General features: G+C 71.1%; 18 protein-coding genes. 10 read left to right on the forward strand and 8 right to left on the reverse strand.

Annotation, left to right across the window (positions count from 1 at the left end; translation table 11 throughout):
- Positions 1-149 precede the first annotated feature (149 nt).
- Both WMF34_RS28265 and WMF34_RS28270 read left to right on the forward strand, forming a co-directional pair.
- Positions 150-2111 carry a sugar-binding protein gene (locus WMF34_RS28265; RefSeq protein ID WP_437989742.1) on the forward strand — a complete coding sequence of 654 codons (1962 nt, stop codon included), beginning with the start codon at positions 150-152 and terminating at the stop codon, positions 2109-2111.
- A 315-nt stretch (positions 2112-2426) separates the two neighbouring features.
- A complete protein-coding gene (locus WMF34_RS28270) occupies positions 2427-2957 on the forward strand; it encodes a hypothetical protein (protein ID WP_437989743.1) in 531 nt (176 codons plus the stop codon).
- Positions 2958-3130: 173 nt separating this feature from the next.
- Here the strand turns inward: WMF34_RS28270 and WMF34_RS28275 are convergent, their stop codons facing one another.
- The 4 genes from WMF34_RS28275 to WMF34_RS28290 form a co-directional block, all read right to left on the reverse strand.
- The gene (locus tag WMF34_RS28275; protein WP_012238108.1) at positions 3131-4291 is read right to left on the reverse strand and encodes a Kelch repeat-containing protein; all 1161 of its coding nucleotides are present in this window, start codon (positions 4289-4291) and stop codon (positions 3131-3133) included.
- 231 nt (positions 4292-4522) lie between these two features.
- Positions 4523-5638 carry a hypothetical protein gene (locus WMF34_RS28280; RefSeq protein WP_012238109.1) on the reverse strand — a complete coding sequence of 372 codons (1116 nt, stop codon included), beginning with the start codon at positions 5636-5638 and terminating at the stop codon, positions 4523-4525.
- Positions 5639-5753: 115 nt separating this feature from the next.
- A complete protein-coding gene (locus tag WMF34_RS28285; RefSeq protein WP_012238110.1) occupies positions 5754-6878 on the reverse strand; it encodes a hypothetical protein in 1125 nt (374 codons plus the stop codon).
- 31 nt (positions 6879-6909) lie between these two features.
- A complete protein-coding gene (locus WMF34_RS28290; protein WP_437989744.1) occupies positions 6910-7860 on the reverse strand; it encodes a hypothetical protein in 951 nt (316 codons plus the stop codon).
- A 330-nt stretch (positions 7861-8190) separates the two neighbouring features.
- Here WMF34_RS28290 and WMF34_RS28295 point away from each other — a divergent pair, with 330 nt between their 5' ends.
- Complete coding sequence (locus WMF34_RS28295) at positions 8191-9411, forward strand: sigma-70 family RNA polymerase sigma factor (RefSeq protein ID WP_437989745.1); 1221 nt, start codon at positions 8191-8193, stop codon at positions 9409-9411.
- A gap of 138 nt (positions 9412-9549) precedes the next feature.
- On the forward strand, positions 9550-10281 hold the full coding sequence (locus tag WMF34_RS28300) for a hypothetical protein (RefSeq protein WP_012238113.1): 732 nt from the start codon (positions 9550-9552) through the stop codon (positions 10279-10281).
- A 273-nt stretch (positions 10282-10554) separates the two neighbouring features.
- Here the strand turns inward: WMF34_RS28300 and WMF34_RS28305 are convergent, their stop codons facing one another.
- From WMF34_RS28305 to WMF34_RS28320, 4 genes are all read right to left on the reverse strand, one after another.
- Positions 10555-11526, reverse strand: coding sequence for a Shedu anti-phage system protein SduA domain-containing protein (locus WMF34_RS28305; RefSeq protein WP_437989746.1), 972 nt, complete (start codon positions 11524-11526; stop codon positions 10555-10557).
- The gene (locus tag WMF34_RS28310; protein ID WP_437989747.1) at positions 11523-13625 is read right to left on the reverse strand and encodes a sensor histidine kinase; all 2103 of its coding nucleotides are present in this window, start codon (positions 13623-13625) and stop codon (positions 11523-11525) included. The genes WMF34_RS28305 and WMF34_RS28310 overlap by 4 nt, the downstream gene beginning before the upstream one ends.
- A 124-nt stretch (positions 13626-13749) precedes the next feature.
- The gene (locus WMF34_RS28315; RefSeq protein WP_437989748.1) at positions 13750-14724 is read right to left on the reverse strand and encodes a D-2-hydroxyacid dehydrogenase; all 975 of its coding nucleotides are present in this window, start codon (positions 14722-14724) and stop codon (positions 13750-13752) included.
- Positions 14725-14737: 13 nt separating this feature from the next.
- Complete coding sequence (locus WMF34_RS28320) at positions 14738-15523, reverse strand: aldo/keto reductase (RefSeq protein WP_437989749.1); 786 nt, start codon at positions 15521-15523, stop codon at positions 14738-14740.
- A gap of 102 nt (positions 15524-15625) precedes the next feature.
- Between WMF34_RS28320 and WMF34_RS28325 the strand changes: the two genes are divergently transcribed.
- The 6 genes from WMF34_RS28325 (at position 15626) to WMF34_RS28350 (ending at position 24853) form a co-directional block, all read left to right on the forward strand.
- Positions 15626-17410 carry a bifunctional serine/threonine-protein kinase/formylglycine-generating enzyme family protein gene (locus WMF34_RS28325; protein WP_012238118.1) on the forward strand — a complete coding sequence of 595 codons (1785 nt, stop codon included), beginning with the start codon at positions 15626-15628 and terminating at the stop codon, positions 17408-17410.
- Positions 17411-17555: 145 nt separating this feature from the next.
- Positions 17556-18398 (forward strand): ABC transporter ATP-binding protein, encoded by an 843-nt coding sequence (locus tag WMF34_RS28330; protein ID WP_012238119.1) that lies wholly within the window; start codon positions 17556-17558, stop codon positions 18396-18398.
- A 167-nt stretch (positions 18399-18565) separates the two neighbouring features.
- Complete coding sequence (locus WMF34_RS28335; protein ID WP_437989750.1) at positions 18566-18811, forward strand: type II toxin-antitoxin system prevent-host-death family antitoxin; 246 nt, start codon at positions 18566-18568, stop codon at positions 18809-18811.
- Complete coding sequence (locus WMF34_RS28340) at positions 18808-19203, forward strand: type II toxin-antitoxin system VapC family toxin (RefSeq protein ID WP_437542399.1); 396 nt, start codon at positions 18808-18810, stop codon at positions 19201-19203. Before WMF34_RS28335 ends, WMF34_RS28340 begins: the two co-directional genes overlap by 4 nt.
- Before the next feature lie 245 nt (positions 19204-19448).
- Positions 19449-22730: a CARDB domain-containing protein gene (locus WMF34_RS28345; protein WP_437989751.1), complete on the forward strand. Its 3282-nt coding sequence runs from the start codon at positions 19449-19451 to the stop codon at positions 22728-22730.
- 191 nt (positions 22731-22921) lie between these two features.
- On the forward strand, positions 22922-24853 hold the full coding sequence (locus WMF34_RS28350) for an ABC-F family ATP-binding cassette domain-containing protein (RefSeq protein WP_012238121.1): 1932 nt from the start codon (positions 22922-22924) through the stop codon (positions 24851-24853).
- The last annotated feature ends 136 nt before the right edge of the window (positions 24854-24989 follow it).

A 24989-nucleotide genomic window follows, 5' to 3' on the forward strand; every position in this document is an offset into this window, starting at 1 on the left:
GCCTCGGCACCGCCGAGCCCCCTCGCCTGCCGGACGGCCACCTCGCGGTGTCCAGGGTGCCGCCTCGGGTGGGCGACGCGGAGCGATCCGGAAAGAAAGTGCTCGTGGTAAGAACAAGCGGGCGCGGAGAGGCGTCCAAACCCGAGCTTATGAGACGTAAATCACACCACCTTCGTGCGCCGGGGGCTCATGCCTCCGGCTCCCGCCTCGCCGCGCTCGCGCCGGTCGCGCTGGCGGCGCTGACCGCCGCCGCCCCCTCCCCTGCCCTCGCCGCCGGCGCGCCGATCGCGGCGCCGCTCGTCGAGTCGAAATGGCTCAAGCTCGACGGGATCCCGAAGGAGTGGCCGGTGGCGTTCACCTCGCTCGGCCTCAAGATCAAGGGCAAGCCCAGCAAGACCGATCTGGCCGCGCAGGTGGCCATCGCCTACGACGACGCGCGGATCTACGTGGCGGCCGACGTGACCGACGACGCGCTGCGAGGCGGCGCCGATCACGTGAAGGTCGTGATCGGGTTCCCGGGCGGAAAGGTCCAGGAGGTCGCGCTCTACCCGGGACAGCCGGGCAAGACCGCGGGCAGCGTCAAGGTCCCGGGCGGCAAGGCGGTGGCCGGGGCGAGGGTCATCGAGGCCCCCCGGAGCGGGGGGTACACCCTGGAGGCGAGCGTCCCCTGGACGGCGTTCCCCGAGGCGGCGACGACCCGGGTCGGGCTGCGGGCGGGGCTCTTCGTCCACGACGACGACGGCGGAGGGGTCGACGCCGTCGTCGGCAGCGCCGCCTCGGAGGCGTACGGGTCGCTGTCGCCGCTCGCGACCGAGCCGGAGCTCGCCCTCACCGACGGCCTCCTCCGGAGCAAGGGCATCCAGGGCCGCGCGAGCTACGACCTCGTCGCCGACGTGGCCGGCGACGGGATGCGGGAGCGGGTGCTCGTCCACGAGCGGTTCCTGATCGTCCTCGGCCCCGGGTTCCGGAAGGGCGCGCAGTACTACTTCGAGGACCTCGGGGTCGACGCCAAGGACGGGATGGTGCCGTCGCTCACGGCGCGCGACCTGACGGGCGACGGCCAGGCCGAGCTCATCCTGCGGAAGCGCTCCGGCAGCAGCACGAAGTACCGCGAGGTGATCCACGTGCTCCAGTTCGGCGCCGGCGACACGCCGAGGCCGATCTTCCAGCACGAGATCGCGATCGCGACGGACAAGGGCTCGGTCGTCAACGACGTCGACTTCGTGGCGGACGGCGACAAGATGGCGATCCGCGTGGAGCCGGGCAAGGCGACCCGGTACGACGCGAGCAACTACGCGGAGGGGGTCGAGACGACGTACGACCCGCTGCTCTTGCCGTGGGGGCCGATCAAGTCGCAGCTCTACAAGCTGACCGGCGGGGTGTTCACCAAGGCGAGCGAGCAGCGGCAGGCGGGCGCCGCGGGGCCGCGCCCGGCGCCGGCGAGGGCCGAGGAGGCGCGGGCCGCGCCGAAGCCGGCTGGCCTCTCGCCGGCCGAGATGCTCGACAAGGTGTACGCCCTCTACCGGCGCGACCGCAGCGCCTCGTCGAGCAAGCCGCGGTTCGACCTCGGCGCCGACGTGGCCGGCGGCAAGGAGCCCGAGCGGGTGCTCCTGCACGACCGCGACATCGTGGTGTTCGGCAAGGGGTTCCGGGGCGGCGCGGGGTACGCGTTCATGACGCTCGCGCAGTTCGCGTCCCCGGCCGACATCCGCTCGGTGCGCGCGCTCGATCTCACCGGCGACGGCAAGGCGGAGATCATCGTCCACGGCACCGTCCGCGCGGCCGCGCCCAAGGAGGCGGGCGGCGGGACCGTGGACCGCGACGTCGTGATGATCTTCCGGGTCGACGGCGAGAGCATCCAGCGCATCTTCGCGGCCGAGGTGGCGCGCAGCGTCGGCGACAAGAAGATCGCCGGCGAGCTCAAGTTCGTGCGCGTGGGCGACAAGATGGGGATCGAGCTCGCCCCGGGGAAGGCCGTCGAGTGGACGGAGCAGACCTACCCCTTCAACCAGGACAAGGCGCCCGTCGGCGGCTTCGAGCCGCTGCTGCTGCCGTGGGGGGGAGCGCAGCCGGCGCGGTACGTCTGGAACGGGTCGATCTTCGCCAAGTAGGCGGGAAGAGGGCGCCGCGGCGTGCGACGTGCGACGTGCGACGGGCGACGTGCGACGTGCGACGTGCGACGTCAAAGAACGCTGGGGCTCACCGCGAGCGGCGCCCCACCGAGCCCGCTGCCGCTGGGTCGCGTGGTGCCCGGGTATCGCCACGATTCACCTGCTCCTGAAGAAAGCATGATGAAAGATTGCCTGTCCTCGTAAAGCGATGAGAACGATGCGACAAGGACCTTGAGACGCCTCTCGCGCTCCTGTTTGCTTGTCCTGCACCGGAGTTGCCAGTGGCACCTCCAGGGAGCAGCGTTCGCGCTGTACGTGGTCGAGCTCGCCACGGTGGCCGAGGCCGAGGGCGACGATCTGCTACACTTGCTCGGTCACGGCACGGCGCGGACGGTCGAGGCGCGCCGTTGGCTGGCCGAGCAGGTCGGTGCGGAGGAGATCGCGATGGCGATGCGCGAGCTGGAAGGCTTTGACGAGGTGCTGCGGACGTTGCTGAAGAAGCTGCCGATCGAGACGCTGCTGCCGGCGCTGCCGGTGGACGAGTTGCTGGCGGCGCTGCCGCCCGAGCAGCGGGCCGCGGGGCTGACCCCTGAGCAGCGGCTCGCAGGGGTGCCGCCCGAGCAGCGGCTCGCAGGGATGCCGCCCGAGCAGCGGGCCGCGGGGCTGACCCCCGAGCAGCGGCTCGCAGGGATGCCGCCCGAGCAGCGGGCCGCGGGGCTGACCCCTGGGCAGCGGCTCCTCCTGATGCCCGACGAGGCATTACGGCTGCTGCCGGACGACTACCTGCGCTCGCTTCCAGAGGATGTCCGGGCGCAGCTCCGTGCCCGGATCGGCCGCCCGCTCTAGCGAGGAGCGGGACTGCGCGCGGTCGAGGCCCAGCGCTCGTCGGCAAGGCAGCCCGCGCCGCCTGGACGTTGATCTGAGCGCCTCCTGCCGGCGCGCCTCCAGCTGGGCGCGCGCCCGTGGTCACCGCGCCGATGAACGCGAGCGTCGCGGCCAGGGCGTGACGACGCGCGCGATCAGCCGCCGCAGGCGAGGGGGATCGTCAATCTCCACATGTCGTTGAGCAGCACCGGCGCGAACTCCGCGGTCGCTCCCCCGAAGATGTACAGCTCGTAGGCCGTGGCGGTCTTGCGAGTGAAGTAGAACTGGCCGAACCTCGGCGCCGGCGCCGGCCCCGTCATCGCAGTGTCCACGCGGGTCCAGGTCCCGGTGTGGAGATCGAAGTACCAGAGATCGGACAGGGTGGTACCGTCGAACTGGCTGCCCCCGAACAGCCAGATGCGGTCGTTGTGCTCATCGGCGATCAGCTTCGCGTTGTCGCGGTGGCCCGGTCCGGCGGCCTCGTCGAAGACGAGCTGATCCCAGGTCTCCGTGCCGACGTCGAACCACCAGAGGTCGCCGAGGTAGTTCTCCGGCGTGAACAGGCCGGTCCCGTTCACGGCGTCGTTCGTGTATCCCCCATAGACGAGCAGCGCGTTCCAGCCCTCGGAGTAGACGAGCGGATGGTGGGCTCGGGCGCGTGGCGCGGGCGAGCCGGTCGCGACCTGCTTCCAACCGTTCTTGTAGCGGACCAGGTCGTGCTGGAGGCCGTCAGGACGGTTGATGAAGGCCGGCAGCGTCGACGACGAGCCCGAGAAGGCGTAGGCGACGGTCTTGTGCTTCCCCTTCTTTCGCACGGCGACCGCCTCCGTGGAGCGGTTGGCGCGCCCGATCTCGGCCGCGCTCTGCGCGATCTGCGTCCACCCGTGCACCGGATCGAACCGGAACGTGTCCTGGTGCGTGAGGTCGAGCCCGCGCCGGAAAGGACCTCTCCCGCCGGAGACGATCAGCGCGTCCTCCTCGGCGACGCACCACATCATCGACTCGGCCCTGGCGGACGGCCCGCCTGGGTACTGGCCGAGGTCGTACCAGGTCAGCGTGTCGACGTCGAAGGCGCTGAAATCGGCCACGGGCTCGTCATTCGGGTAGGTCCCGTTCAACCCACCGAAGATGTAGAAAATGCCCTGGTGATAGGCGCTCGCGCCGTCCCAGATGGCGTTGGGAATGGCGCCGCCCTGCGGAATCTCGGTCCAGTAGGGCAAGCTCGATCGAGCGGCGCTCGGGCGGATACCGACGAACGAGAGCAAGAGCGAGAAAGAAGCGATGAGGACGATCCGAAGCTGAACCCTGCGTGTCATTTGAGCGACCTCCTTGTTCCAGGAAACGGCGAGCTCGCGCCCGGCGCATCGCGAGCGTACAGGAGAAGTATCCGTCCGATGGCCACCGCGAGGCCGCAGATCGTCTCCGCCCCCTCGCGCTTCAGCTCGCCCCCGGGCGCCCGCCCTCTGGAGGGTAGCGCCGGGGCTCGTTGCCCCCCACGTCGCGCTCAGGCTGCGCCCTTGGTGTAGCCCAGCATCGCATCATCATCCTTATCCTTCGGGCTCCGGCAGGCAGCAGACGGTGGTCGGGTACGGCTCGCCGCCGGCTGGCTCGCAGAGCCCCAGCTCGTTGACGTCCCATTCGGCGCGGATGCTGCCGAGCGCCGCACCCTCCTCCTCGGGAAGCAGGCAGCGATCCGCCCTGCCCTCCGTCACCGTCGTCGTCCCGAGGAGCGCGCCCTCGCTGCACGCGCGATCCGAGTAGGCGCTCACCCGCGCGACGCACTCCCTCGGCGTGCGGCTGGGCACGCAGACGCACGGCGCGCAGCCCCGCGTGAGGTCCCGGTCATAGAAGGTGAGCTTGTCCGAGAACCTGGGCCGCTCCCCGGGACCGGCGGGCGGATAGCATTCGTGAGGCCCCTCGTACTGCGCGATCATGCAGTACCGCCACCCGGGGGGTACGTTGGTCTCTTGCTGGTTGACCATGCACACGTCGCCGATCTCCGGACACGAATTACTCCACACGACGCCACTGCACGCGACCGCAATCTTCGCAGGGCTCTTCGGCGGAGAGGGCTCGCCCTCGGCGGACGGCGTGCACGAGCCATCCGGCACCGGCGCGATCCAGATCGCGCTGAACTCCTCTGCCGGCACGGTCCCCGGAGACGTGCATTCGCCTTGCCAGTTCCAGGGCGGATTGAACGGCCGGAGCGTCTCCGCGGGGGTGTTCTCACACGAGGCGTCCGAGTGCGCCGCCACGATCCCAGGCATGCGGCAGTACGGAACGCTGCATTTGCACGTGGGACAGGGCTCGTCGCCCGGCAGCAGCGTCCGGAACCGGAAGGACGTCCTCGGGGCGATCTGCTCCGTGTCGTGACTCTGGAGGTCGAAGCCGGTGAGGTCCTCGCACGCCGGCTCGGGGTCGTCAGCGTCTCCGATCCACAGGAGCATCGGCTTGTGAAAGCTGTCCATCGGTTGTATCACGCATTTCCCGCCGCAGACGCCGTTGCTCGTGCCGTCCTCGTTGGTGATGAGGCAGGGATTCCACGGCTCGCCGCACGGCGGCTCCGCGCTCCCGCAGCCGCCCGCGACCAGCGCGCCGCCCAGGCCCCCCAGCGACAGCGAGATCGACGCGCGCAGGAGCCAACATCTTCCGTTCCAAGTCATCGCGACCTCACCGCCTTCCCCACGCGCTCCCGAGGAGCCCCTACCCCCTGAACCTTCGGTTGGCTCCTGCCGCGGGCGGCGCGCCCGCCGCTCGCCGGTGTTCTCGACCAGGCCGTCACGGCGCCTCCAGCGCCTTCGGCAGACAGCAGACCGTCTTGGCCCTGGCGACCACATCGTCCTTGATGGGTTCACCGCGCGTCGGCTTGCACGTCCCGGGCTCGTTCGAGAGCCACGTTGCGCTCACGCTGGCCAAGCTGGAGGTAGGCTCAGGAACCAGGCAGATCCCACGCTCGGCCACATCGACGCCGACGAGGATGTCGCTGCAGGCGCCGTCCTCCCAGGCGACCACGAGCGCCTCGCACCGGCTCGTCGCCGGCGCCTCGCAGGTGCACGGCGAGCACGCGGGCGCGGTCACCAGGTCCTCATAGAACACCCCCAGCCTGTCCGAGAAGATCTTCCGAGGGTCCGCCCCTCCCTCGGGCTGCTGGCAGCCGAGATTACCGCTCCCGACGATGCAGTGGCGCCAGCCGTCGGGCAGGTGGGCCGGCTGCTGCTCGAGCATGCAGAGCTCCGCCTCGTCCGGACACAGCTTGCTCTCCACCACACCGCTGCACCCGACGGCGACCTCGCCCACGCCTCCCGCGAGCGGCTGCGGAGGCTCGTCGGCCACGATTGGCGTGCACGGCTCCCAGATCGCCGGGCCGATCGAGAGCGAGCCGAGCTGCTCCGCCGTCACCGTACCAGGCGACATGCACGATCCGTCCCAGCCTGCCGGCAGAAGGAACGACGTCTGCGTCCCCGAGCTGCCGTCGCCGCAGGCCTCGATCGACCTCGCCGTCACGATCTGCGGGAGCGCGCACGCCGGCGCCGTGCACGCGCAGGCGGGGCAGTCGTGCGCCGGTTCCGGAATGGCCCGCGCGAAGAGCGTCCGCGTGGCGCCGCCGAACGGGATCCGCTCGCCGGTCCCGGGGACGATCCGCACGAGCTCGGCACACGACGTCGGCGCGAGCACCTCGGGCCCCGTCCAGACGAGCTTCGGCGCTCCGAAGGAGTCCGGCGGCGCGTGGACGCACTGCCCCCAGCAGTGCCCGTTGCTGGTGCCGTCGTCGTTCCGGATCTCGCACGCGACCGCCTCTGCGCAGTCGTACGCCCCGGCGCCGCCGCACCCGCTGGCCGCCGCCACCCCTCCGAAGCCGAGGAGCCAAAGCCCTGCCAGCCCTCTCTGCCGCACGCTCCGCATCAGCACCGCTCCTTCCGGCTCCGGCGCAGCCTCACCAGCTGCCAGAGAAGATCACGCCCCCGCCATGCGCAGCCGCGAGCGGCGCCGCGCGCACGGCGCGTTTTCCTGGCGCCGGCGCCCACAGGAGCGACGAGAGCGCGACCGCGCCGGCGACGCCGGCGCCGATGAAGCTCCCCCATGCGGCGGCCTTCAGGGTGTCGCGCGCGTCGATCATCTCGCGCAGCACACCGCACGGCTCGGCGTATGCCTTGGACAAGCACGCCGCCGCCCCGTTGCGCTGGCGGATCTGGGCAGCCTGCGCCTCCGCCTCCCCGCCGCGCACCGCCGCTGCCACGGCGAAGCCCGTGCCCAGCACAACCCCGGCCGACGCGAGCGCGATCCCGCCGACGCGGAACACCGTTCCCGCCGACGGCCCCCCGGGCACCGCGGCCAGCGCAGGCGCAGCCGGCGTAGCGGTCAGCGCAGACGCAACCGGCGCAGGCGCAGCCGGCGGCGGGGGCTTGGACTCCAGGTGAAGGCCGACCATCGACTCCCTTCCCCGCTCTGCCTCGAACGGATAGACGTCGTCGACATATCCCTCGAGCTTGCCGCGCGCCTCGTGCCGCCCCGGATCGAGATAGACGAAGTACATCCCCTGTCCGCGGCCGATCGACCGGCCGTCGATGAACACCTCGGCCTCGGGCCGGCTCACCGCGACGGTCGCGGACGAGACCTCGCGCTCCGCCTTCTCGAGCCCCGCCCGGAAACGCCGCTGCACCGCCGGCTGGAGCGTCTCCGGAACCAGCAGCGACTCCCGCAGGTGCTCCGCCGCGTCCCGGGACCGCCCGAGCGCGAGCTCCGACAGCCCGAGCTCCCCCGCGAACTCCGGCCGCGGATCCGCCTTCCACGCCGCGCGATACGCCGCCTCCGCGTCCTCCCACCGCCCCGCGCGCCGCGCCTTCTCGCCCCGCGCGAATGCCTCCTCGGCCTCGGAGCGCATCATGGCCGCTCCGGACGGTCCAGCAGAAGGCTGCTCCCCGGCGGCCACCGCCGCGCGACTCCACACGACAGCTGCGGCGACCACGGCGAGGAGCAACCGTCCAGTGGACGCCATCTCCGCGGCATACTACGCGTCGACTCTTTTTTCTGTCAAGCCGCGTTGGCCCGGAGAAAGTGACGGAATCGACTCGACTGCCAGGCAATTCGGGTCGCGCCGCGAGAATGCTCGCCCTGCTGCGCGGCGCGCCGAGCGCTCGCGCCACAGGCCTGCCTCGGCTCAGCCCGACATGCCGAATTTCAAATGTCGAACGAGCTCGCCAGGTAACACGCAGGCATGGGGAAATCGTCTCGCAAGACCGACAGCACCGCCGCGGAAGCACCGCTCACCATCGAGGCGATCATGGCCGAGCATCTGGAGACGGTCCGCCGCTACGTGGAGCGCCAGGGCTTCCGCGGCGCGGATCGAGACGACCTGGTCCAGGAGATCTTCCACGGCGCCTCGCGGTCGCTGCCCCGGTACGATCCCCGCATCGCCACCGTGCGCACCTGGCTCCTGCGGATCGCGTTCAACCTGACTTCCAACGAGCGCAATCGCGCCCATCGCCGGCACGAAGAGCTGTGGCCGGAGGAGGCGCTGGAAGGCCTCTGCAGCCGAGCGCCGGATTCCGAGACACGGCTCATCGAGGCGGAACAGAGCGACATCCTCGCGGATCTGCTCCGGGAGGTCCCTCCGCGGCGCCGCGCGATCCTCGTCGCGCACGACCTCGAGGAGGAGGCGGTCCAGGACATCGCCGAGGAGCTCGCGATGCCGCGCAATACCGTGTGGAACGACCTCCGGCTCGCGCGGCTGAGCCTCGACGCCGCCGCGCGGCGCTGGCGAGCGCGGAGACGCGGCCGTGGAGCCTTGTTTGCGCCGCTCGCCTTCGCGTTCGGCGCGACCGAAGCGCGCGCCTCCTCGGGGCCGCTCGACGGAGGCCGGCTGCGGCGGCTGCTCGACCGGGCTCGCCGCGCCTTCCGGCGCGCGCCGTCTCACGGCGCGGCCCGCCCGGCGGCGAGCTCGTGGAACGCGTCGCTGGCATCCACACGTGCTGTCCGCCGATCGACGGCCAGCACCGCAGCCGGCGTCGTGGCGGGCGCGCTCGCCTTGCTGGCCCCCGGCGGGCGCGGCGAGATCCCGCCGCCGAGCGCCCATGCGGTCGCGCTTCGCTCCCCGCAGGCCGCATGGCCCGCTCAGCGCGGCAGCGCCGTCCCCTCGGGCCCGGAGGTGCCCTCGAAGGAGCGGGCCGAAAGCGACGTGAGCGGCGCCCTCACGACCGCGCGCCGCGACTCGCCGAGCCCGCGATACCCGCCCGGCCCTCGTCGGGGCGAAGGCGTCCAATTGCCCTCCTCCGAGGTCCGGCTGATCCGGCAGGCCTTCGCGGGGCTCGCCGCCGGTCGCCACGACGCCGTGCGGCTCCTGCTCGAGCAACACCGGCGCGACTTCCCGCGAGGCGCCTACGCAGGAGACCGCGAGGCGCTCCTGCGACGGCTGCGGGCGGCGGCGCACCGCAACTGATACGGGGGGCCGCGGCCCGGTCAGCCCCGCAGAGCGTCCGATTCGTGCCATTCCGTCTCGATGAGGCCATGAGCCATTGCCATGGCCCCTCGGGCTCTGCCAACATCAGTGCGTTTTGCTCAACCCAAGGAGGCGCCTATGGCAGACCCCTATATCGATCCTTTCGAGACGAAGATTTATGGCAAGTTCGCGCGCGAGCAGATGGCCGCGGTCCTGATGGGCAAGGTCGCTGCCCTCGACGGCATGGTCGAGTTCGCGATGGGCAAGCAGCTCCTCGCCGATCAGGCGATGTCCGACGTCCTCGATCGCCAGCCCAGGCCGGCGCCGGAGCTCGACACCGCCGAGGTCCTCGACGAGGCGCGCGACGTGATCGTGCGGTTCGGTTCGTACCTCGACTCGCTCAAGGGGAGGCCGGTCGATCCAAGGCTGTTCTTCCGCGGCGAGATGCCGAGCGTCCTCGCGCGCCGGCGGATCACCAAGCTCACCGCCGCCGTCGGGCACATCGCCGACGAGCTCGAGAGGCAGCGCGAGAAGGTCCGGGGCGCGGACGTATGGCTGACCGAGCTCAGGGAGGTGCACGAGAAGCTCGGGGTCGTCGAGCGGCAGCAGCGCGCCACGCGCGTCGAGCGCATCGAGCTCGGCCCCGAGGTGTCGACCGCGCGCGAGGCCTGGCTGGGTGTCTACAACGCCAACAAGAGCCTCGTGCGCGGACTGCTCGCCCACCTGGGCAAGCCCGAGCTCCTGCCGCACATTTTCGACGATCTCGCCGAGGTCCACCGCGCGACCGGCGTCAGCGACGCGCTCCCGCCCGGCCAGCCGGCCGCGCCGGACGCGCCGTCCGCCCAGCCGGGGGCCTCGCCGGACGCGTGAGCCCGCGGCCCGCTGCAAGGCTTGATGCAAGCCTTGCAGCGGGCGACTCGGTCGCCCAGTCGGCCGTTTCAAGGCTTGAGACGGCCGACTCGGCGGCCCAGCGGGGCGTTTCAAGGCTTGAGACGGCCGACCGGGCGGCCGGGAGAGCCGTTTCAAGGCTTGAAATCGCCAGATCGGTGACCGAGTCGGGCGTTTCAAGCCTTGAAGCGGGCGACTGTGCGCCGGGGAAGGCGATTTCAAGCGGCGGATGGCGTCGCAGACGCAGAGAGCGGGTTATGTGGGGGAATCGTCGCCGTTCCGGTGCTGCTGGAGAAACGTGAGAAACTGCTCGGCCCGCTCGATGAGATCGTCGTACGTCAGGATGGCGAGGCCGGCGAGGAAGCCGTTCTCGAGGCGAAGACGCTCGCGCTCGGCATCGCTCTGATAGCGCCCGATCACGACGAAGCCGCGGGGGCGCTGGAGGTGCACGGTGATGCCCCGGCGCCCGTCGTACCCGAGCGGCCCGCGGGGCTCCTTCTCCGCCGCATCGTAGTAGGACATGAGCTGGCCTATGGCCCGGGCGCACTCCAGGCTGTGATGGAGCCAGCCGTTGTAGTCCTTGAAAACAGGGTCGCTCGGGCGCTTGAGCTCCCAGAGGTCAGGGAAACCGTCCCAGCGGATCGCGAGGAGATCGATCTCCCCGCCGCGCGTGATCGGGTACGGCGAACGGACGTCCTGGTACTCGGGGCCGAGGATCGCACCCCAGTGCTGGTGGATGAATTTTCGATAGGCGTCCTCGGATTCGTTCCTATCGACGAGCGCACGGAACTCGCGAACGGTACGGCTCATCCTGAAGGCCGGGCTGGCGAGGGCGACGTTCACAGCCTTCGGCACGGCCCGGCGGAGATCGTCGTCCTTGAAGACGAACGGAGCGCCGTGCGTCCGCCGCATCGCGCGGCGGATGAGCTCGGGCTGGTTGTGGGCGGTCACGATGCACACGGGGCGAAACGGGTCAGCGGCGAGGAGCGCGTCGAGCACGCGGAAGCCGTGCTCGACGTCCTCGTCGGAGAGGCCCGGGGCAGAGGGGATCTGCAGGTCCAGCAGGACCACGTCGGGGGAGAACACGGCGGCCTTGTTCAGCGCTTCGGCGGCATCGAGGGCGTGCTCGGCCGTGAACCCGTTGAGCTGGAGCAGGCGCAGGAAGTCGCCGGCAGTAGCCTTGTTGTCCTCGACCAGGAGCACCTTCGGGGCGTTCTTGTCGTTCATGATGCATCCCTCCATGTGACGAACCGCGCGAAGAAGCAGGTGCCCTCGCATTCTGGGTCGAGCCCCACGTAGGCGCCGAGCCGGGCCGCATAGCGCCGCGCGATGGCCAGCCCCAACCCTGTACCGAGCGGCTGATCGCCGCCCTTCTTGGTCGTTACATAGGGCTCGAAGATGCGCTCCCGATCCTCCGCGCGGATACCGGGGCCGTTGTCGACGATGTCGAGGCGGACGGTGTCGCCCTCGTGGGTCGCGCGGATCCCTACGCGAGGCGCGGGGGCGGACGCGACCGCGTGGAACGCGTTCTCCGTCAGGCAGTGGAATATCTCGCGCAGCCCCGCGCGACTGGCCCTCACGGCGAGCGCGACGGAGACATCTATCTCGCAGACGACGTCCGGGTACTTCTGCCGGAGCGGCGCCGCGGCGTCGACCACGTTTTCGTGGAGGGCGAGGCCCTCCGGGGGATCGTTCGGGACCTCCTGCCATCGCCCGGTTTGCTCGGCGAGCGCCGACTGGAACGCGAGCTCTTCGTCGATGCGACGGAACTCATAGTCGAACTTCGCGACGTCTGCGGCGCCGAGGTTCTCCCGGACATGTTGCACGTGCATCAAGATCGCTCCCACGGAGCGCTTGAGCTGATGAGCAAGCGTGAGCTGGAGGCGGCGCTCCACCTCGGCCTCGATCTCGGCGCGGACCTCGACGCCGCGCCCCTCCGCGAACCGGGCCGCCGCCTCCGGTGAGAGGATCGACAGAAACAGGAACACATATTCTCTCGGGAACTGGTGTCGACTCAGAGATCCGACGTTGCCGGCGAGGATCTCGCGCGCGAGCCGGCGTGCGATCAGATAGTCGCGGATCAGGGTATTCATCTGGAAGCGGCCATGGCTGCCTTCCTCGTGCCACGTCAAAATCTGCTCTCGTTCAGGGCCCCGTGCCGGATGCGAGACGAGCTGGCGTCCAGGTTCGATGGAGATCCACCCGAGCGAGAACTGGGTCAGCGCCGCGTCTTCCAGCGGCACGAGCTGCGCCGGAGAAGCCGTCTCGTCCCGAAGAGCTCCACGCAAGACGGTGGAGATGTAGTCGTGGACCACGTACGCGATCCATTGCGCGATGCCACTCGACGAGACACCCCGAGAATCGAGCACGGCATCCAACATTGGCCGCAAGTTCGCAGATGCATCAGTCAGCCTTCTGAACTCAGGCTCACGTTCACGGGCTGAGAGAAACCGAGCATTCAAGGCCGGCGAGCCCAGCCGGGCCTCAAACCAGCGTTCAACATCGATCGACGAGGGAGTCGACAGACTTACATATTTTCCCGGCAGATAGTCGCGGACGGACCTTTCGTAGCTCTTGACCGCCGAGTATTCTAGACAGGCCAATGACGGCTGATGCGAATGCAAGAGCCGGATGTCCTCGTGCACCAGAACGGAAAATCCAAGCGCGTAAGCCAGGCTCGCCGCTCCGACCGGAGCCTGTCTCGAAAGGAGCACCGTGTCGTCCGGCTCGCTCACGAACCGCGCGCCGATCTCGTAAATCACCTGTTCGACGACCGCGGAGCGGTCGGCCGCGTGACGTGAGAGCAAAATGATGGGGGACGTCGGCCTGCCACGCACCCATTCTTTGATCCAACCCACGGCGTCGGGATATGCCCTCTCACGATCGTCGACACGCCGCGGCAAGTACAGCGCTGGCTCGGCTCTCGCTCCATACGCCAGCACATGCTCGCGCACGCTGTCTGCAATCCCTGAGACCTCCAGCACCAGTCGGCGGTACGTGAGCACGGCGCAGCGACCTGCCTCCAGGTCTGCGCTGTATCCAGGCAGCAAGCCACCTACCATCACGACCCCGAGCGCACGATCGGCCGCCGTCGCTCGACGCTTGTCGTCGAGCTCCGCCAGCGCCACGTCGATGTCCTCGGGGCAGCGCGTCCACACCCGGAAGTACGTCCTCCGCCGCCCCAGGCCCTTCCGTGGCGTCGCGAACCAGTCCACGCTGCCCGGCTCGCGGCCGGCCGCCTGCGACACGTCACAATCCGCCGCCTCGAACAGACGGGCCACCGCGTTCTCGCCAGCCATCGCCGGCTCGTGCTCGTCGTCGTTCATGGGTCGCACATCCTCCATGGCACGCACGCGCTTGGACGCGCAACGCCCGCCTGCGTGCCAACGACCGATCGGGCGAGGCGCAGAAGAGCTCGTCGCACCTTCGCGAGCGCGCCCGCGCGCCGCCTCAGATCACCCTGTCCACGAGCGGCTCCCCCCGCTCGAACCGCCGCAGGTTCGCCAGGAAATGCTCCACCTGCGCCATCGGCTCCTCGCGCCGCCCGCCGGCCGTGTGCGGCGTGATGACGCAACCCGGAGCGCGCCAGAGCGGGTGGTCCGGCGGCAGCGGCTCGGGATCCGTCACGTCGAGGTACGCGCCCGCGATCCGGCGCGCCTCGAGCGCCTCGATCAGCGCGGCCTGGTCCACGGTGACGCCCCGGCCGACATTGAAGAACCACGCGTCCGGACGCATCCGCGCGAGCAGCGCGGCCGAGACCAGCCGCCGCGTGCCCTCGGCCTCCGGCAGGCTCGAGACCACGTGATCGGCCCAGGCGAACGCGTCGCCCAGCTCCTCCCTCACGACCACGCGGAAAGGCTCATCACCGCGGGGGCGAGAGCGCAGGACGCAGAGCTCCACCTCGAACGGGGCGAGCAGCTCGGCGAGGCGGCGGCCGATCGCGCCGAAGCCGAGGAGGAGCACCCGCCGGCCGCGCAGGAGCGCGCTCCGCGACCGCACGTGCGCGTCGGGCCAGCCGCGCGGGCCGCGCTGGTTCTCGAGGCACTCGGGCAGCCGCCGCGAGGCCGAGAGCAGGAACGCGAGCGCGTGCTCCGCGCAGGGATCGGCGTAGACGCCGCTGCTCGTCGTCAGCGCGGCGCCGCGGGCGGCGAGCGCGGCGCGGACCGCCGCCACGTCGTAGCGGGCATACCCCGCGGTGCTGAGGTGCACCCAGCGGAGCCGCGGGGCCGCGCGCACGTCGTCGGGGTGCGGCTGGCCAAAGACGACCTCGGCGCCGAGGACGAGCGGATCCGGCGCGACGACGGCGAGGTTCTTCGCGGAGCGCGCCGCGGCCAGCTCGAGCGCGTGCGGCGCGACGCCCTCCGAGAGCGAGCGCGCCGCCTCCGGCGGCAGAACAATGGTGCTCGCGATGATCAGCCGATCCACCGACGCCTCCTCCTCACCCGTGCACGGCGCGCCCGAACTCCCGCATCCACGCCTGCTCGTCCGCGGTGAGCGGCCCCTTCGCGAGCGCGTCGAGGTTCTCCTCCACCTCGGCCCGGCTCTTCGGCCCCGTCAGCGCGAGATCCACGTGCGGGCTGGAGAGCTGGAATCGATAGCAGTCGCCGGCCGTCATCGCCGGGCGATCCCAGCCCTTCGGCTGCTTCAGCAGCCGGCGCCACGCCGTCGCCGTGTAGGCGAGGATGCTCGGCTTCGCGTCGCGCACGTGCGGGAAGATGTCACGCTCCGCGCCGGGGTGCGCGGCGTTGTAGCGGATCATGAGCAGGTCGAGCGGCGACGACCCGGCCAGGCGGCCTGCCCGCGGGCGGTCGTGGATGCTCACCCCGAGCGCCCGCACCTTGCCGCTCTCGCGCAGGTGAACGAGCTCGCGCTCGGTCGCGCTCGTCCAGGCAGACCCGACGCCGAGCCAGCCGAGCAGGTAGACATCGAGGTGATCGGTCCCGAGCTCCCGGAGCAGCTTCTCCGCGCCCCGGCGCACGCCCCAGCCGAACCAGCCGAGCTGCGCGAAGCCGACCACCGCCACGCTGTCGCGGCGCCCCTTCAGCGCCTCGCGCAGCGGGTTGCCGAGCCCGCCCGAGCGCATCGTCCAGAGGAAGAGATTGACGCCGCGGTCCATCGCCGCGCGCACCCCGCCCTCGTCGATGCCGTAGTTCGCCGCGAGCCCGAGCCGGAAGATGCGCTTGCCGCCAAAGGCGGTCGGCGCGCGGTGGAGCCAGTCGTCCATGGAGCGGATCTACCATCACCTCCGTCGATGTCACCGGCTCCCGCGCGCCGCACATTCGCCGCCCACGGCCGCCCCGACCTGTGCGAGACTCCCGGGCCACCGATGGGCCAGGACTCCCCTCCCCGGTGCGCCGGCTGCAGCGCTCCGCTCCCGGAGAACGCCCGCTTCTGCCCCTCGTGCGGCCAGCTCGTCGCCGCGCCGGATCCCGGCCCCGCCCTCGCCGCGACGGCGTTCCCCGCGACGCAGCTCGGCGCCGTCGGGCTGCCGCCAAGCTCCCTGCCGCTGCCGCCGGTGCGGCTCTTGCCCGGGACGGAGATCAGCGTCTATCGCATCGAGTCGACGCTCGGCGAGGGCGGCATGGGCGTCGTCTACCGCGCTCACGACCGGGCGCGCGAGCGCGTCGTCGCCGTCAAATGCCTGCACTCGAACCTCTGCGGCAACCCGGAGATCCGGCGGCGGTTCGCGCGGGAGGCGCGGGTGCTCCGCTCCTGGAGCCACGAGAACGTGGTCGCCGTCTACGATTTCGTCGAGCGCGATCACCTGCTCGCGATCGTCATGGAGTACGTCGACGGGTCGACGCTGGTGCGGCACCTCGAGCGGTGGCGCGGGCGCATCCCCTTCCAGGAGATCCGCGCGCTGTTCGGCGGCGTCCTCGACGCGATGGACGAGGGGCACCGCATGGGCATCATCCACCGCGATCTCAAGCCCGACAACATCCTCGTCACGACCGGGAAAGACGGCCTCTCCCCCAAGATCGTCGACTTCGGCATCGCCAAGATCCTGGAGGGGACGACGTACACGCTGAGCGGCGCGTTCCTCGGGACGTGTTGTTACATGTCGCCAGAGCAGGTGAAGAGCCCCCACGCCGCGGATCGGCGCTCGGACATCTACTCTCTCGGCGTGACGCTCTACAAGCTGACGACAGGGCAGGTGCCGTTCGACAGCCCCAACCACTTCGCCGTGATGATGGCCCACGTCGCCGACGCCCCGGCGCCCCCCTCGTCGCTGCGCCCCGACCTCCCGCCGGCCCTCGACCGGCTCGTGCTCGACGCGCTGTCGAAGGACCCGGCGGGGAGGCCGGCGTCGTGCGCGGAGTTCCGGGCGCGGCTCGACGAGGCGCTCTCGGAGTTCTCGCCCGCCCCGTCGCGGCCCTCGTCCGACGGGCGCGAGCTCGCGCCGACGGTCCGCGAGAAGACCGGCGAGCAGATGATCCTGGTCCCCGGCGGGCCGTTCCTGAGCGGGCAGCAGCGCAGGAAGGTCCATGTCGACGCGTTCTACATGGATCGCACGCCGGTCACGAACCGCCAGTTCAAGGCGTTCCTCGACGTGACCGGGTACCGCCCCGACGACGACGACGCGAGCCGGCTCCTCGCCCATTTCAGGCGCGGCGAGATCCCCGCGGGCCTCGAGGACCACCCCGTGGTGTACGTGTCGTGGGACGACGCGCGGGCCTACGCCAACTGGGCCGGCAAGCGCCTGCCGACCGAGGCCGAGTGGGAGAAGGCCGCGCGCGGCACCGACGGCCGCAAATACCCGTGGGGGCGCGCCGAGCCCGGGCCCACGCGCGCGAACTACGACAACCGCGAGGGCGGGACGGTGCCCGTCGGCTCGCTGCCGGGGGGCGCCTCTCCTTACGGCATCCTCGACCTCGCCGGCAACGTGTGGGAGTGGTGCGAGGACTACGACGATCCGCACTTCTACGCGGACGGCCCCTCCCACAACCCGCGCAACACGCGGCCCTCGGACCGGCCGCTGCTCGTGATGCGCGGCGGCTCGTGGATGTACGGCGCGCAGTCGCTCCGCACCTGGGCGCGCACGAGCTTCGAGGCGCACTACCGCTTCGCCGGCGGCGGCTTCCGCTGCGTGCGAACGGCCTCGTCGAGCTGAGGGCGCGGGCGACGGGTGTTGCGCGCGGCGGCTCGGCGCGGGCGCGGCGGCTCCGCGGGCTCGGCGGCTCCGCGCGGGCGCGCGGGCGCGCGGCGCAAGAGCGCCTGGCCAACCGGCGGCGGCGCGGATAGAACGCCGGGCGCAGATGCAGACGAACAGGGCCAGGGCGAGCGGCGGCGTCCGCGTGCGGCTGACCGGCGTCCGGCGCGTCTTCCCGGTGCTGGACGACGCCGGCCGCGCGGCGAGGGACGGCGCCCCCGGCGTGATCGCGATCGACGGCATCGATCTCGACATCGCGCCTGGCGCGTTCGTCGCGCTGCTCGGGCCCTCCGGGTGCGGCAAATCCACCCTGCTGCGGCTCGTCGCCGGGCTGGACCGCGCCGACGCCGGCGCGGCCGTCGTCGAGGCCGAGGAGGCGCCGGGCGGCGAACGCGGCGCGGGCGGCGCTCGCGCGCCCCTCGCGTACGTCTTCCAGGACGCCCACCTCCTGCCCTGGCGGAGCGTCCTCGAGAACGCCGCGCTGCCGCTCGAGCTCGCCGGCGCGCCGCTCGACGAGCGCCGCGCGGCGGCGCGGGCGGCGCTCGTCCAGGTCGGCCTCGCCGACGCGGGCGCGCGGTACCCGGCCGAGCTCTCCGGCGGCATGCGCATGCGCGTATCGCTCGCCCGCGCGCTGATCACGCGCCCGCGGCTGCTCCTGCTCGACGAGCCGTTCGCCGCGCTCGACGAGCTCACGAGGAGCCGGCTCGACGACGAGCTCCGCGCGCTCTGGGCCGAGCTCGGCATGACGGTGCTCTTCGTGACCCACTCGATCACCGAGGCCGCCTACCTCGCCGAGCGCGCCGTCGTCCTGTCCCCGCGGCCGGCGCGCGTCGTCGCCGACCGCACGCTTTCGCTGCCGGACCAGCGGACGGCCGCGCTGCGCACCGAGCCCGCGTTCGCCCGCGAGGTGCGCGCGCTGCAGGAGGCGCTGGAGAGCGGGGGGGCGTGAGGCGCGGACCGGCGAGCCCGGCATTCCCGGTGCTCCACGGGTGGAGGCGGATGAGATCGCGGCAGCTCGGCGCGCCCGGAGGTCCCTTCCGCTCCCGTTTGCCGCCGCACTCTGACAGCGGCGCGCCGCGAGACTCCTGACGTGCGCTACAGTCCCTCCTGCCCACCATGGCCAACGCGATCCGCATTCGCACCCAGGTCACCTCCGATATCCTCCACATCCCGGAGCTCTCGTCGCTCGCGGGCAAGAACGTCGAGGTGATCATCCTCGAGGAGGAGTCGGCCCCGCGCAGCCTCACGCCGCCGGCGCGCAAGCTCGGGGCGCTCCGAGGCCTGTTCGACGTCCCTGACGATTTCGACGCTCCCCTGCCCGAGGACATGCTTCACGCCTTCGAGGGAGATGGAGAGACGTGAAGCTGCTCCTTGACACCCATGTGTGGCTCTGGGCTGCGCTCACGCCGGAGCGCATCGCCACGACGGCCCGGCAGGCCATCGAGGATCCTCACAACACCCTCCTGATCTCCGCCGCAAGCGCCTGGGAGATCGCGGTGAAGCACGCTATCGGCAAGCTCCCGCTCCCCGAAAGGCCGGAGCTCCTCGTCCCGCGGGTCATCGCCGCGCTCGAAGGGATCGAGCTCCCCGTGACCTCCCGTCACGCGATCTCGTCCGCGGCCTTGCCGTACCATCACCGAGATCCCTTCGATCGCCTCCTCGTGGCACAGGCGCTTTGCGAAGGGGCAGCGCTCGTCACCGTGGACGAGCTGCTCACCCGCTACGGCGCCACGGTGCTCTGGGCCGGCTCGTGACAGGGCAGCGACGCCGGCGTCGCCACGTCGAACCGTCGTTCCCGCGCGCCCGCTGAGCCCGGCCCCTCCCCGGCACGGCCGTCCCCACGAGCCCCGGGGCGGTCCGCGCGCCCATTCCACCGCGCTGCTGCCCCCTGCCGCAAAGCGACGTCCATCGTGGCCATCGTGGGCAGAGCTCCCACTCGCCGCACGATCCTGCGCGCGAACGCGCTTCCATGCCGACAGCGCGCTCGTACAATCGCCTCATGCCCACGTGCCCCCGGCGGTTGCTTCCCCGCGCCCTTCCTTGGTTTTTGCTCGCTGCAGCGGCCTGCGGCGGTGATCCGGATGTCGTCCTGCCACCCGGCGATGGCGGCGGGGGCACCGGCGGCACGAGCAGCAGCTCGGGCGATGGCGGCGGGTTCGTCGGGTCGATGGCCTCCTCGGGCGGCGCGGGCGGCGAAAGTGGCTGTGAGGGCGTGAGCTGCCAGGAGGACCAGCACTGCGAGGAGGAAGACGGACAAGGCACCTGCGTCGACAACACGTGCGACGACCTCACCTGCGACGCGACCGAGGTGTGCGAGACGCCCCCGGACGGAGGCGCGCGCTGCGTCGATATCGCCTGCCAGAGCGATCTCGAGTGCGCCTTCAACCAGTTCTGCGACGGCACCATCTGCGTCGTCGATGCCTGCACGGCCGGCGCGCGGACGTGCGACGGCGACAGCCTCCTGCTGTGCGTGTCGAACGGCAGCACCACGAGCGAGCTCTTCACGTGCGGCGGATCGGCCTACTTCGAGAGCAAGTGCACCGACGACGGCGCCGGGACCGCCAGCTGCCCCTGCGAGGACGACTGGGACTGCCCCACCTACGCCTCCTGCGAGGTCGGCTCCTGCTCCGGCACGGGCGCCGCGCCCACGTGCCTCTTGCCGCCGGAGCCGTTCGCTGGCGCCCTGCCGCAGAGCGAGATCCAGTGGGGAGGGGAGAACCGCGCCAACTCCGACGCGGCCAACAGCCCGTTCAAGACCTCGGCGCAGACCGTCATGACGCCGCTCGTCGCCAACCTCGACGACGACAACGGCGACGGGCTCATCAACGAGCTCGACTTCCCCGAGATCATCTTCACGACGTTCTGCGGCTCGGACTTCGGCGAGCACGGCGTCCTCCGCGCGATCCACGGCGGCGGTCCCCGCAAGGGAGAGAACTACTTCGCGGTGCTCGGCGCGCAGGTCTGGCACGAAGGCGACCCCATCGACGCGCCCTACGCCTGCGCCGACGCGACGCTGATGCCGACCGCCGGGCTGGCCGTGGGCGATCTCGACGGCGACGGCGTCCCCGAGATCGTCGCGATCACCGCCGTCGTGGAGATGCAGGGCTCCACGAAGGTGACGAAGACAGGGCTCCAGATCTTCAGCAACACGGGCGAGACCAAGGTCCTCACGGACGTACTCTGGACGGGCTACAACGAGCCGTCGCCCGCGCTCGCCAACATCGACGGCGAGGGGCTCCCGGAGATCGTGGTCGGGCCGAACGTGTTCACGTTGCGCGTCGACGAGGCGACCCGCGAGCTCTCCATCGTCGACCACTTCAAGGGCGACAAGGCTCAAGGGATACAGGGGTCTCCGGCGAACCAGCAGAACCGGCTCGGGCCCATCGCGTGCGTCGCGAACCTCAACGACGACCCCCGGCTGGAGATCGTCGCGGGCAGCACCGCCTATGGGCTGCCCCGCCCGCCGCCCGGCGTGACGAGCAGGGCCGGGTGCGCGCCGCCGTACACCGACAAGGAGGCGACGGCGTACTGCGAGGGGAAGCTCATCGAGGTCTGGGACGGGCAGACCGTCAACGGCACGGCCGGGATCCCGCTCGAGCAGCGCGACGGCCTCTGCGCCGTGGCCGACGTCCTCGGAGAGGACCAGGACGCCGCACCCGGGCCGAGCAACCCGCTCGACAAGCGCCCGGAGGTGATCCTGTTCAACAACGGGTACTTCTTCGTGCTCAACGGGCAGAACGGCACCATCAAGCGCCGCCAGGTGATGACGGCCGCGGGCACCAACTTCGACGGCGGCGCCCCGAACGTGGACGACTTCGACGGCGACGGCTTCCCCGAGGTCGGCACGGCGTTCGGCCTCCGCTACATGATGTTCGATCTCCAGGCGCCGACGGCCGAGTGCCCGGCGTGGCCCAACGCGCTCACCGACGGGGTCACGGGATTGCAGGGCAACCCGGAGCGGACCCCGAACGGGAAGCCGTGCACCACGGACGAGGAATGCGGCGCCCCGGGCGCTGCGACGTGCAACCAGCAGCGGGGCACCTGCGTCTGCTACCACAACGGCTGGCAGCGCTTGACCGAGGACGACTCGAGCCGCACCACCGGGTCGAGCGTGTTCGACTTCAACGGCGACGGCGCCGCCGAGGTCATCTACAACGACGAGTGTTACTTCCGCATCTACGACGGCGTGACGGCCGACGTCCTGTTCAAGGTGCCCTCGCCGAGCCGCACCCGGTCCGAGTACCCGATCGTCGCGGACGTCGACAACGACGGCAACGCGGAGATCGTGTTCGGCACCTCGAACGAATCGACCCATTGCTCGCAAGGCACCGACTACAACAACGGCCTCGAGGTCTGGGGCGCGCAGAACGACCTCTGGGTCTCGGCGCGCCGCATCTGGAACCAGCACAGCTACCACGTGACGAACGTGCTCGAGAGCGGCGGCATCCCCCTGAAGGAGCCCGAGAGCTGGAAGGCGTACGGCGGCCGCACCTACAACACCTACCGCTCGAACCCGCGGTCGTACGGCATCGCGCCGGATCTCGCGCTGAGCGGCATCCAGGTCTCGTCCCCGGACGCGACCTGCGGCGAGCTCACCCACGAGGTCGCCATCACCGTGCGCGTCGAGAACCTCGGTGATCTCCGCGTGGGCCCCGGCGTCGCCATCAACTTCTACGGCGAGTGGGACACGCCGGACGTTGATGAGCCGCTCTACGGTGAGGACCTCGCCCCGCTGAAGTTCGTCCTCCAGAGCAGCATCGAGCCGCACAGCTCGCTGCTCCTGACGGTGAGCTACAGCGCCGCGCACAACGCGCAGCAGACGCTGCCCGCCCGCGTGCGCGCGGTCGTGGACGAGGACGCCGTCGAGCGCGAGTGCCACGAGGACAACAACGCGCTCACCGCGCCCCTCGACGCCGGCAGCGCGCGCCCGGACCTCCAGATCGCGATCGGCCGGGTGAACACCAACAAGTGCGCCGTGAAGCAGGTCGACGTCCCGACGACCGTCACCAACGCCGGCTCCGCGCCGGCCAGCGACGTGCGGATCCGGTACTACGCGGGCGATCCCGGCCAGGGTGGGACGGCGCTCCACGAGGAGGTCATCCCGGGGCCGATCGCGCCAGGGGCGAGCGAGAGTCTCACCGCCACCATCGAGAAGTTCCCGTCGAACCTGTCGATCCTGATCTACGCCGTCGTCGATCCGGACGAGGCGATCGACGAGTGCAACGACGGGAACAACAAAGACGCCGCCTCGGACAAGATCCTGTGCCCGGAGATCAACTGACGCGCCGGCGTCCGGCCGGCGGGCCTCCCCGCCAGCCGGACGCGCGCCGCGCACGATCACCGGCTCCCGCGCGGGGCGCGGTGCTATGCCTCTGCGCCCCGCCGCGCCGCTGACAGCGCCCCGCGAGGCGCGCCGCCCCGGCGCGCTGCACCCCGCGCCCCGCGCGCCGCGACCCAAGCCCCCACAGCGCCATGCTCGGAACCTCGAACCTCGCGAAATCATTCGGTGATCGGACCCTCTTCGAGGGCGTCTCGCTCAAGCTGAACGCCGGATCCCGCTACGGCCTCGTGGGCGCGAACGGCTCGGGGAAGACCACCTTCCTGAAGATCGTGGCGGGCGACGAGCCCGCGAGCGACGGGAGCGTCAGCATCCCGAAGGACGCCCGCGTGGGGGTGCTCCGGCAGGACCGGTTCCTCAGCGACGACCAGATCATCCTGGATCTCGCGATGATGGGCGATCGCGTCGTGTGGGAGGCGCTCGTCGAGTCGCGCCGCCTCGCGGAGGACGGCGGCGACGCCGGCCGGGTGGCGGACCTGGAGGATCGCATCCGCGCCCACGACGGCTACACGCTGGAGGCGCGCGCGAGCGCCGTCCTCGAGGGGCTCGGCATCCCCGTGGAGGCGCACCGGAGGCCGCTCTCCACGCTCTCGGGCGGCTTCAAGCTGCGCGTGCTGCTCGCGCAGGTGCTCCTCGGCGGCGCGGACGTGCTGCTGCTCGACGAGCCCACGAACCACCTCGACATCCTCTCCATCCGCTGGCTCGAGAGGTTCCTGGCCGGCTACAAGGGCTGCGCGGTCGTCATCTCCCACGACCAGCGCTTCCTCGACAACGTCGCCACGCACATCCTCGACGTCGACTACGAGACGATCACGCTCTACACGGGAAACTACGCCGCCTTCGTCGTCGAGAAGCGGTCGATCCGCGAGCGCAAGCAGGCCGAGATCGCCCGCGCCGAGAAGATCATCGCGGACAAGCGCGCGTTCGTGGAGCGGTTCGGCGCGAAGGCGACCAAGGCGCGCCAGGCGCAGAGCCGGCTCAAGCAGATCGAGAAGATCGAGGTCGAGGAGCTCGCCGACACGTCGCGCCGTTCGCCGCTGTTCCGGTTCGCGATCCAGAGGCCGAGCGGGCGCGACGTGCTCGAGGCGAAGGGGATCTCGAAGTCGTACGGCGCGAAGCAGGTGCTGCGCGACGTCTCGCTGTCGGTGCGGCGCGGCGAGCGGGTCGCGGTGATCGGGCCGAACGGGCTAGGCAAATCGACGCTGCTCAAGATCCTCGTGGGCCGGCTCGCGGCCGACGCCGGCGGCGCGTCGTGGGGGCACGAGGCCCGCGTCGGCTACTTCGCCCAGGATCACCGCGAGCTGCTCGTCGACGGGTCGATGACGCCGCTCTCCTTCCTGTGGGCGGCGTGCCCCGACGAGTCGCCGAGCTACGTCCGCGGCCAGCTCGGCAGGGCGCTGTTCTCGGGCGACGACGTCGAGAAGAGCGTCGGCTCGCTCTCCGGCGGCGAGGCGGCGCGGCTCATCTTCTGCCGGATCATCGTCGAGCGGCCCAACGTGCTCGTGCTCGACGAGCCGACCAACCACCTCGACCTCGAGGCGATCCAGGGGCTCGTCGAGGGGCTGAAGGCGTTCGAGGGGACGGTGCTCTTCGTCTCGCACGATCGCTACTTCGTCTCCGAGCTGGCGACGCGCATTCTCGAGGTGACGCCGAGCGGGCCGCGCGATTTCCCCGGCACCTACGAGGAGTACCTGGCCGGCTGCGGCGACGATCACCTCGACGCCGACACGGTGGTGCTGAAGGCGAAGCGCGAGCACCAGAAGGCGGCCGCGCCTGCGGAGGCGGGCGGCTCCTGGGAGGAGCAGAAGCGGCGTCGCAACCGGCAGAAGGAGCTGCCCGCGCGGCGCGACAAGGTGCTCGCGTCCATCGAGGCGGCCGAGGCGCGGAAGAAGGCGATCCAGGACCTCTACTGCAGCGACGGCTTCTTCGAGCGCACCGGGCAGGCCGAGATCGCGGCGCTCCAGGCCGAAGACGAGGCGCTCGGCCCGCGCATCGACGCGCTCATGGCCGAGTGGGAACAGCTAGAGCAGGAGATCGCGGAGCTCGGGGCGGTTCAGGCGCAGTGAGGTCCTGCCGGGCTGCCCGGCCCCGGGAGAGGGGGTCCGCCGCGCGGCGCGGGGGCCCCGCCGAACGCGCCTGAGACGATGATCCTCCGGCGAAGCCGGAGGAGCATCGTCTCAGGCTCAAACATCGGCCCATCCC

Source organism: Sorangium sp. So ce145 (assembly GCF_051525985.1).
Lineage (GTDB): Bacteria > Myxococcota_A > Polyangia > Polyangiales > Polyangiaceae > Sorangium > Sorangium cellulosum_B.

What these genes read in the sequence shown, in the direction of transcription:
- WMF34_RS28265 (WP_437989742.1), top strand. Translation starts at nt 150, where the DNA reads ATGAGACGTAAATCACACCACCTTCGTGCGCCGGGGGCTCATGCCTCC.
- WMF34_RS28275 (WP_012238108.1), bottom strand. Translation starts at nt 4,291, where the DNA reads ATGACACGCAGGGTTCAGCTTCGGATCGTCCTCATCGCTTCTTTCTCG.
- WMF34_RS28280 (WP_012238109.1), bottom strand. Translation starts at nt 5,638, where the DNA reads ATGACTTGGAACGGAAGATGTTGGCTCCTGCGCGCGTCGATCTCGCTG.
- WMF34_RS28285 (WP_012238110.1), bottom strand. Translation starts at nt 6,878, where the DNA reads ATGCGGAGCGTGCGGCAGAGAGGGCTGGCAGGGCTTTGGCTCCTCGGC.
- WMF34_RS28290 (WP_437989744.1), bottom strand. Translation starts at nt 7,860, where the DNA reads ATGATGCGCTCCGAGGCCGAGGAGGCATTCGCGCGGGGCGAGAAGGCG.
- WMF34_RS28295 (WP_437989745.1), top strand. Translation starts at nt 8,191, where the DNA reads ATGGGGAAATCGTCTCGCAAGACCGACAGCACCGCCGCGGAAGCACCG.
- WMF34_RS28300 (WP_012238113.1), top strand. Translation starts at nt 9,550, where the DNA reads ATGGCAGACCCCTATATCGATCCTTTCGAGACGAAGATTTATGGCAAG.
- WMF34_RS28305 (WP_437989746.1), bottom strand. Translation starts at nt 11,526, where the DNA reads ATGAACGACAAGAACGCCCCGAAGGTGCTCCTGGTCGAGGACAACAAG.
- WMF34_RS28310 (WP_437989747.1), bottom strand. Translation starts at nt 13,625, where the DNA reads ATGAACGACGACGAGCACGAGCCGGCGATGGCTGGCGAGAACGCGGTG.
- WMF34_RS28320 (WP_437989749.1), bottom strand. Translation starts at nt 15,523, where the DNA reads ATGGACGACTGGCTCCACCGCGCGCCGACCGCCTTTGGCGGCAAGCGC.
- WMF34_RS28325 (WP_012238118.1), top strand. Translation starts at nt 15,626, where the DNA reads ATGGGCCAGGACTCCCCTCCCCGGTGCGCCGGCTGCAGCGCTCCGCTC.
- WMF34_RS28330 (WP_012238119.1), top strand. Translation starts at nt 17,556, where the DNA reads ATGCAGACGAACAGGGCCAGGGCGAGCGGCGGCGTCCGCGTGCGGCTG.
- WMF34_RS28335 (WP_437989750.1), top strand. Translation starts at nt 18,566, where the DNA reads ATGGCCAACGCGATCCGCATTCGCACCCAGGTCACCTCCGATATCCTC.
- WMF34_RS28345 (WP_437989751.1), top strand. Translation starts at nt 19,449, where the DNA reads ATGCCCACGTGCCCCCGGCGGTTGCTTCCCCGCGCCCTTCCTTGGTTT.
- WMF34_RS28350 (WP_012238121.1), top strand. Translation starts at nt 22,922, where the DNA reads ATGCTCGGAACCTCGAACCTCGCGAAATCATTCGGTGATCGGACCCTC.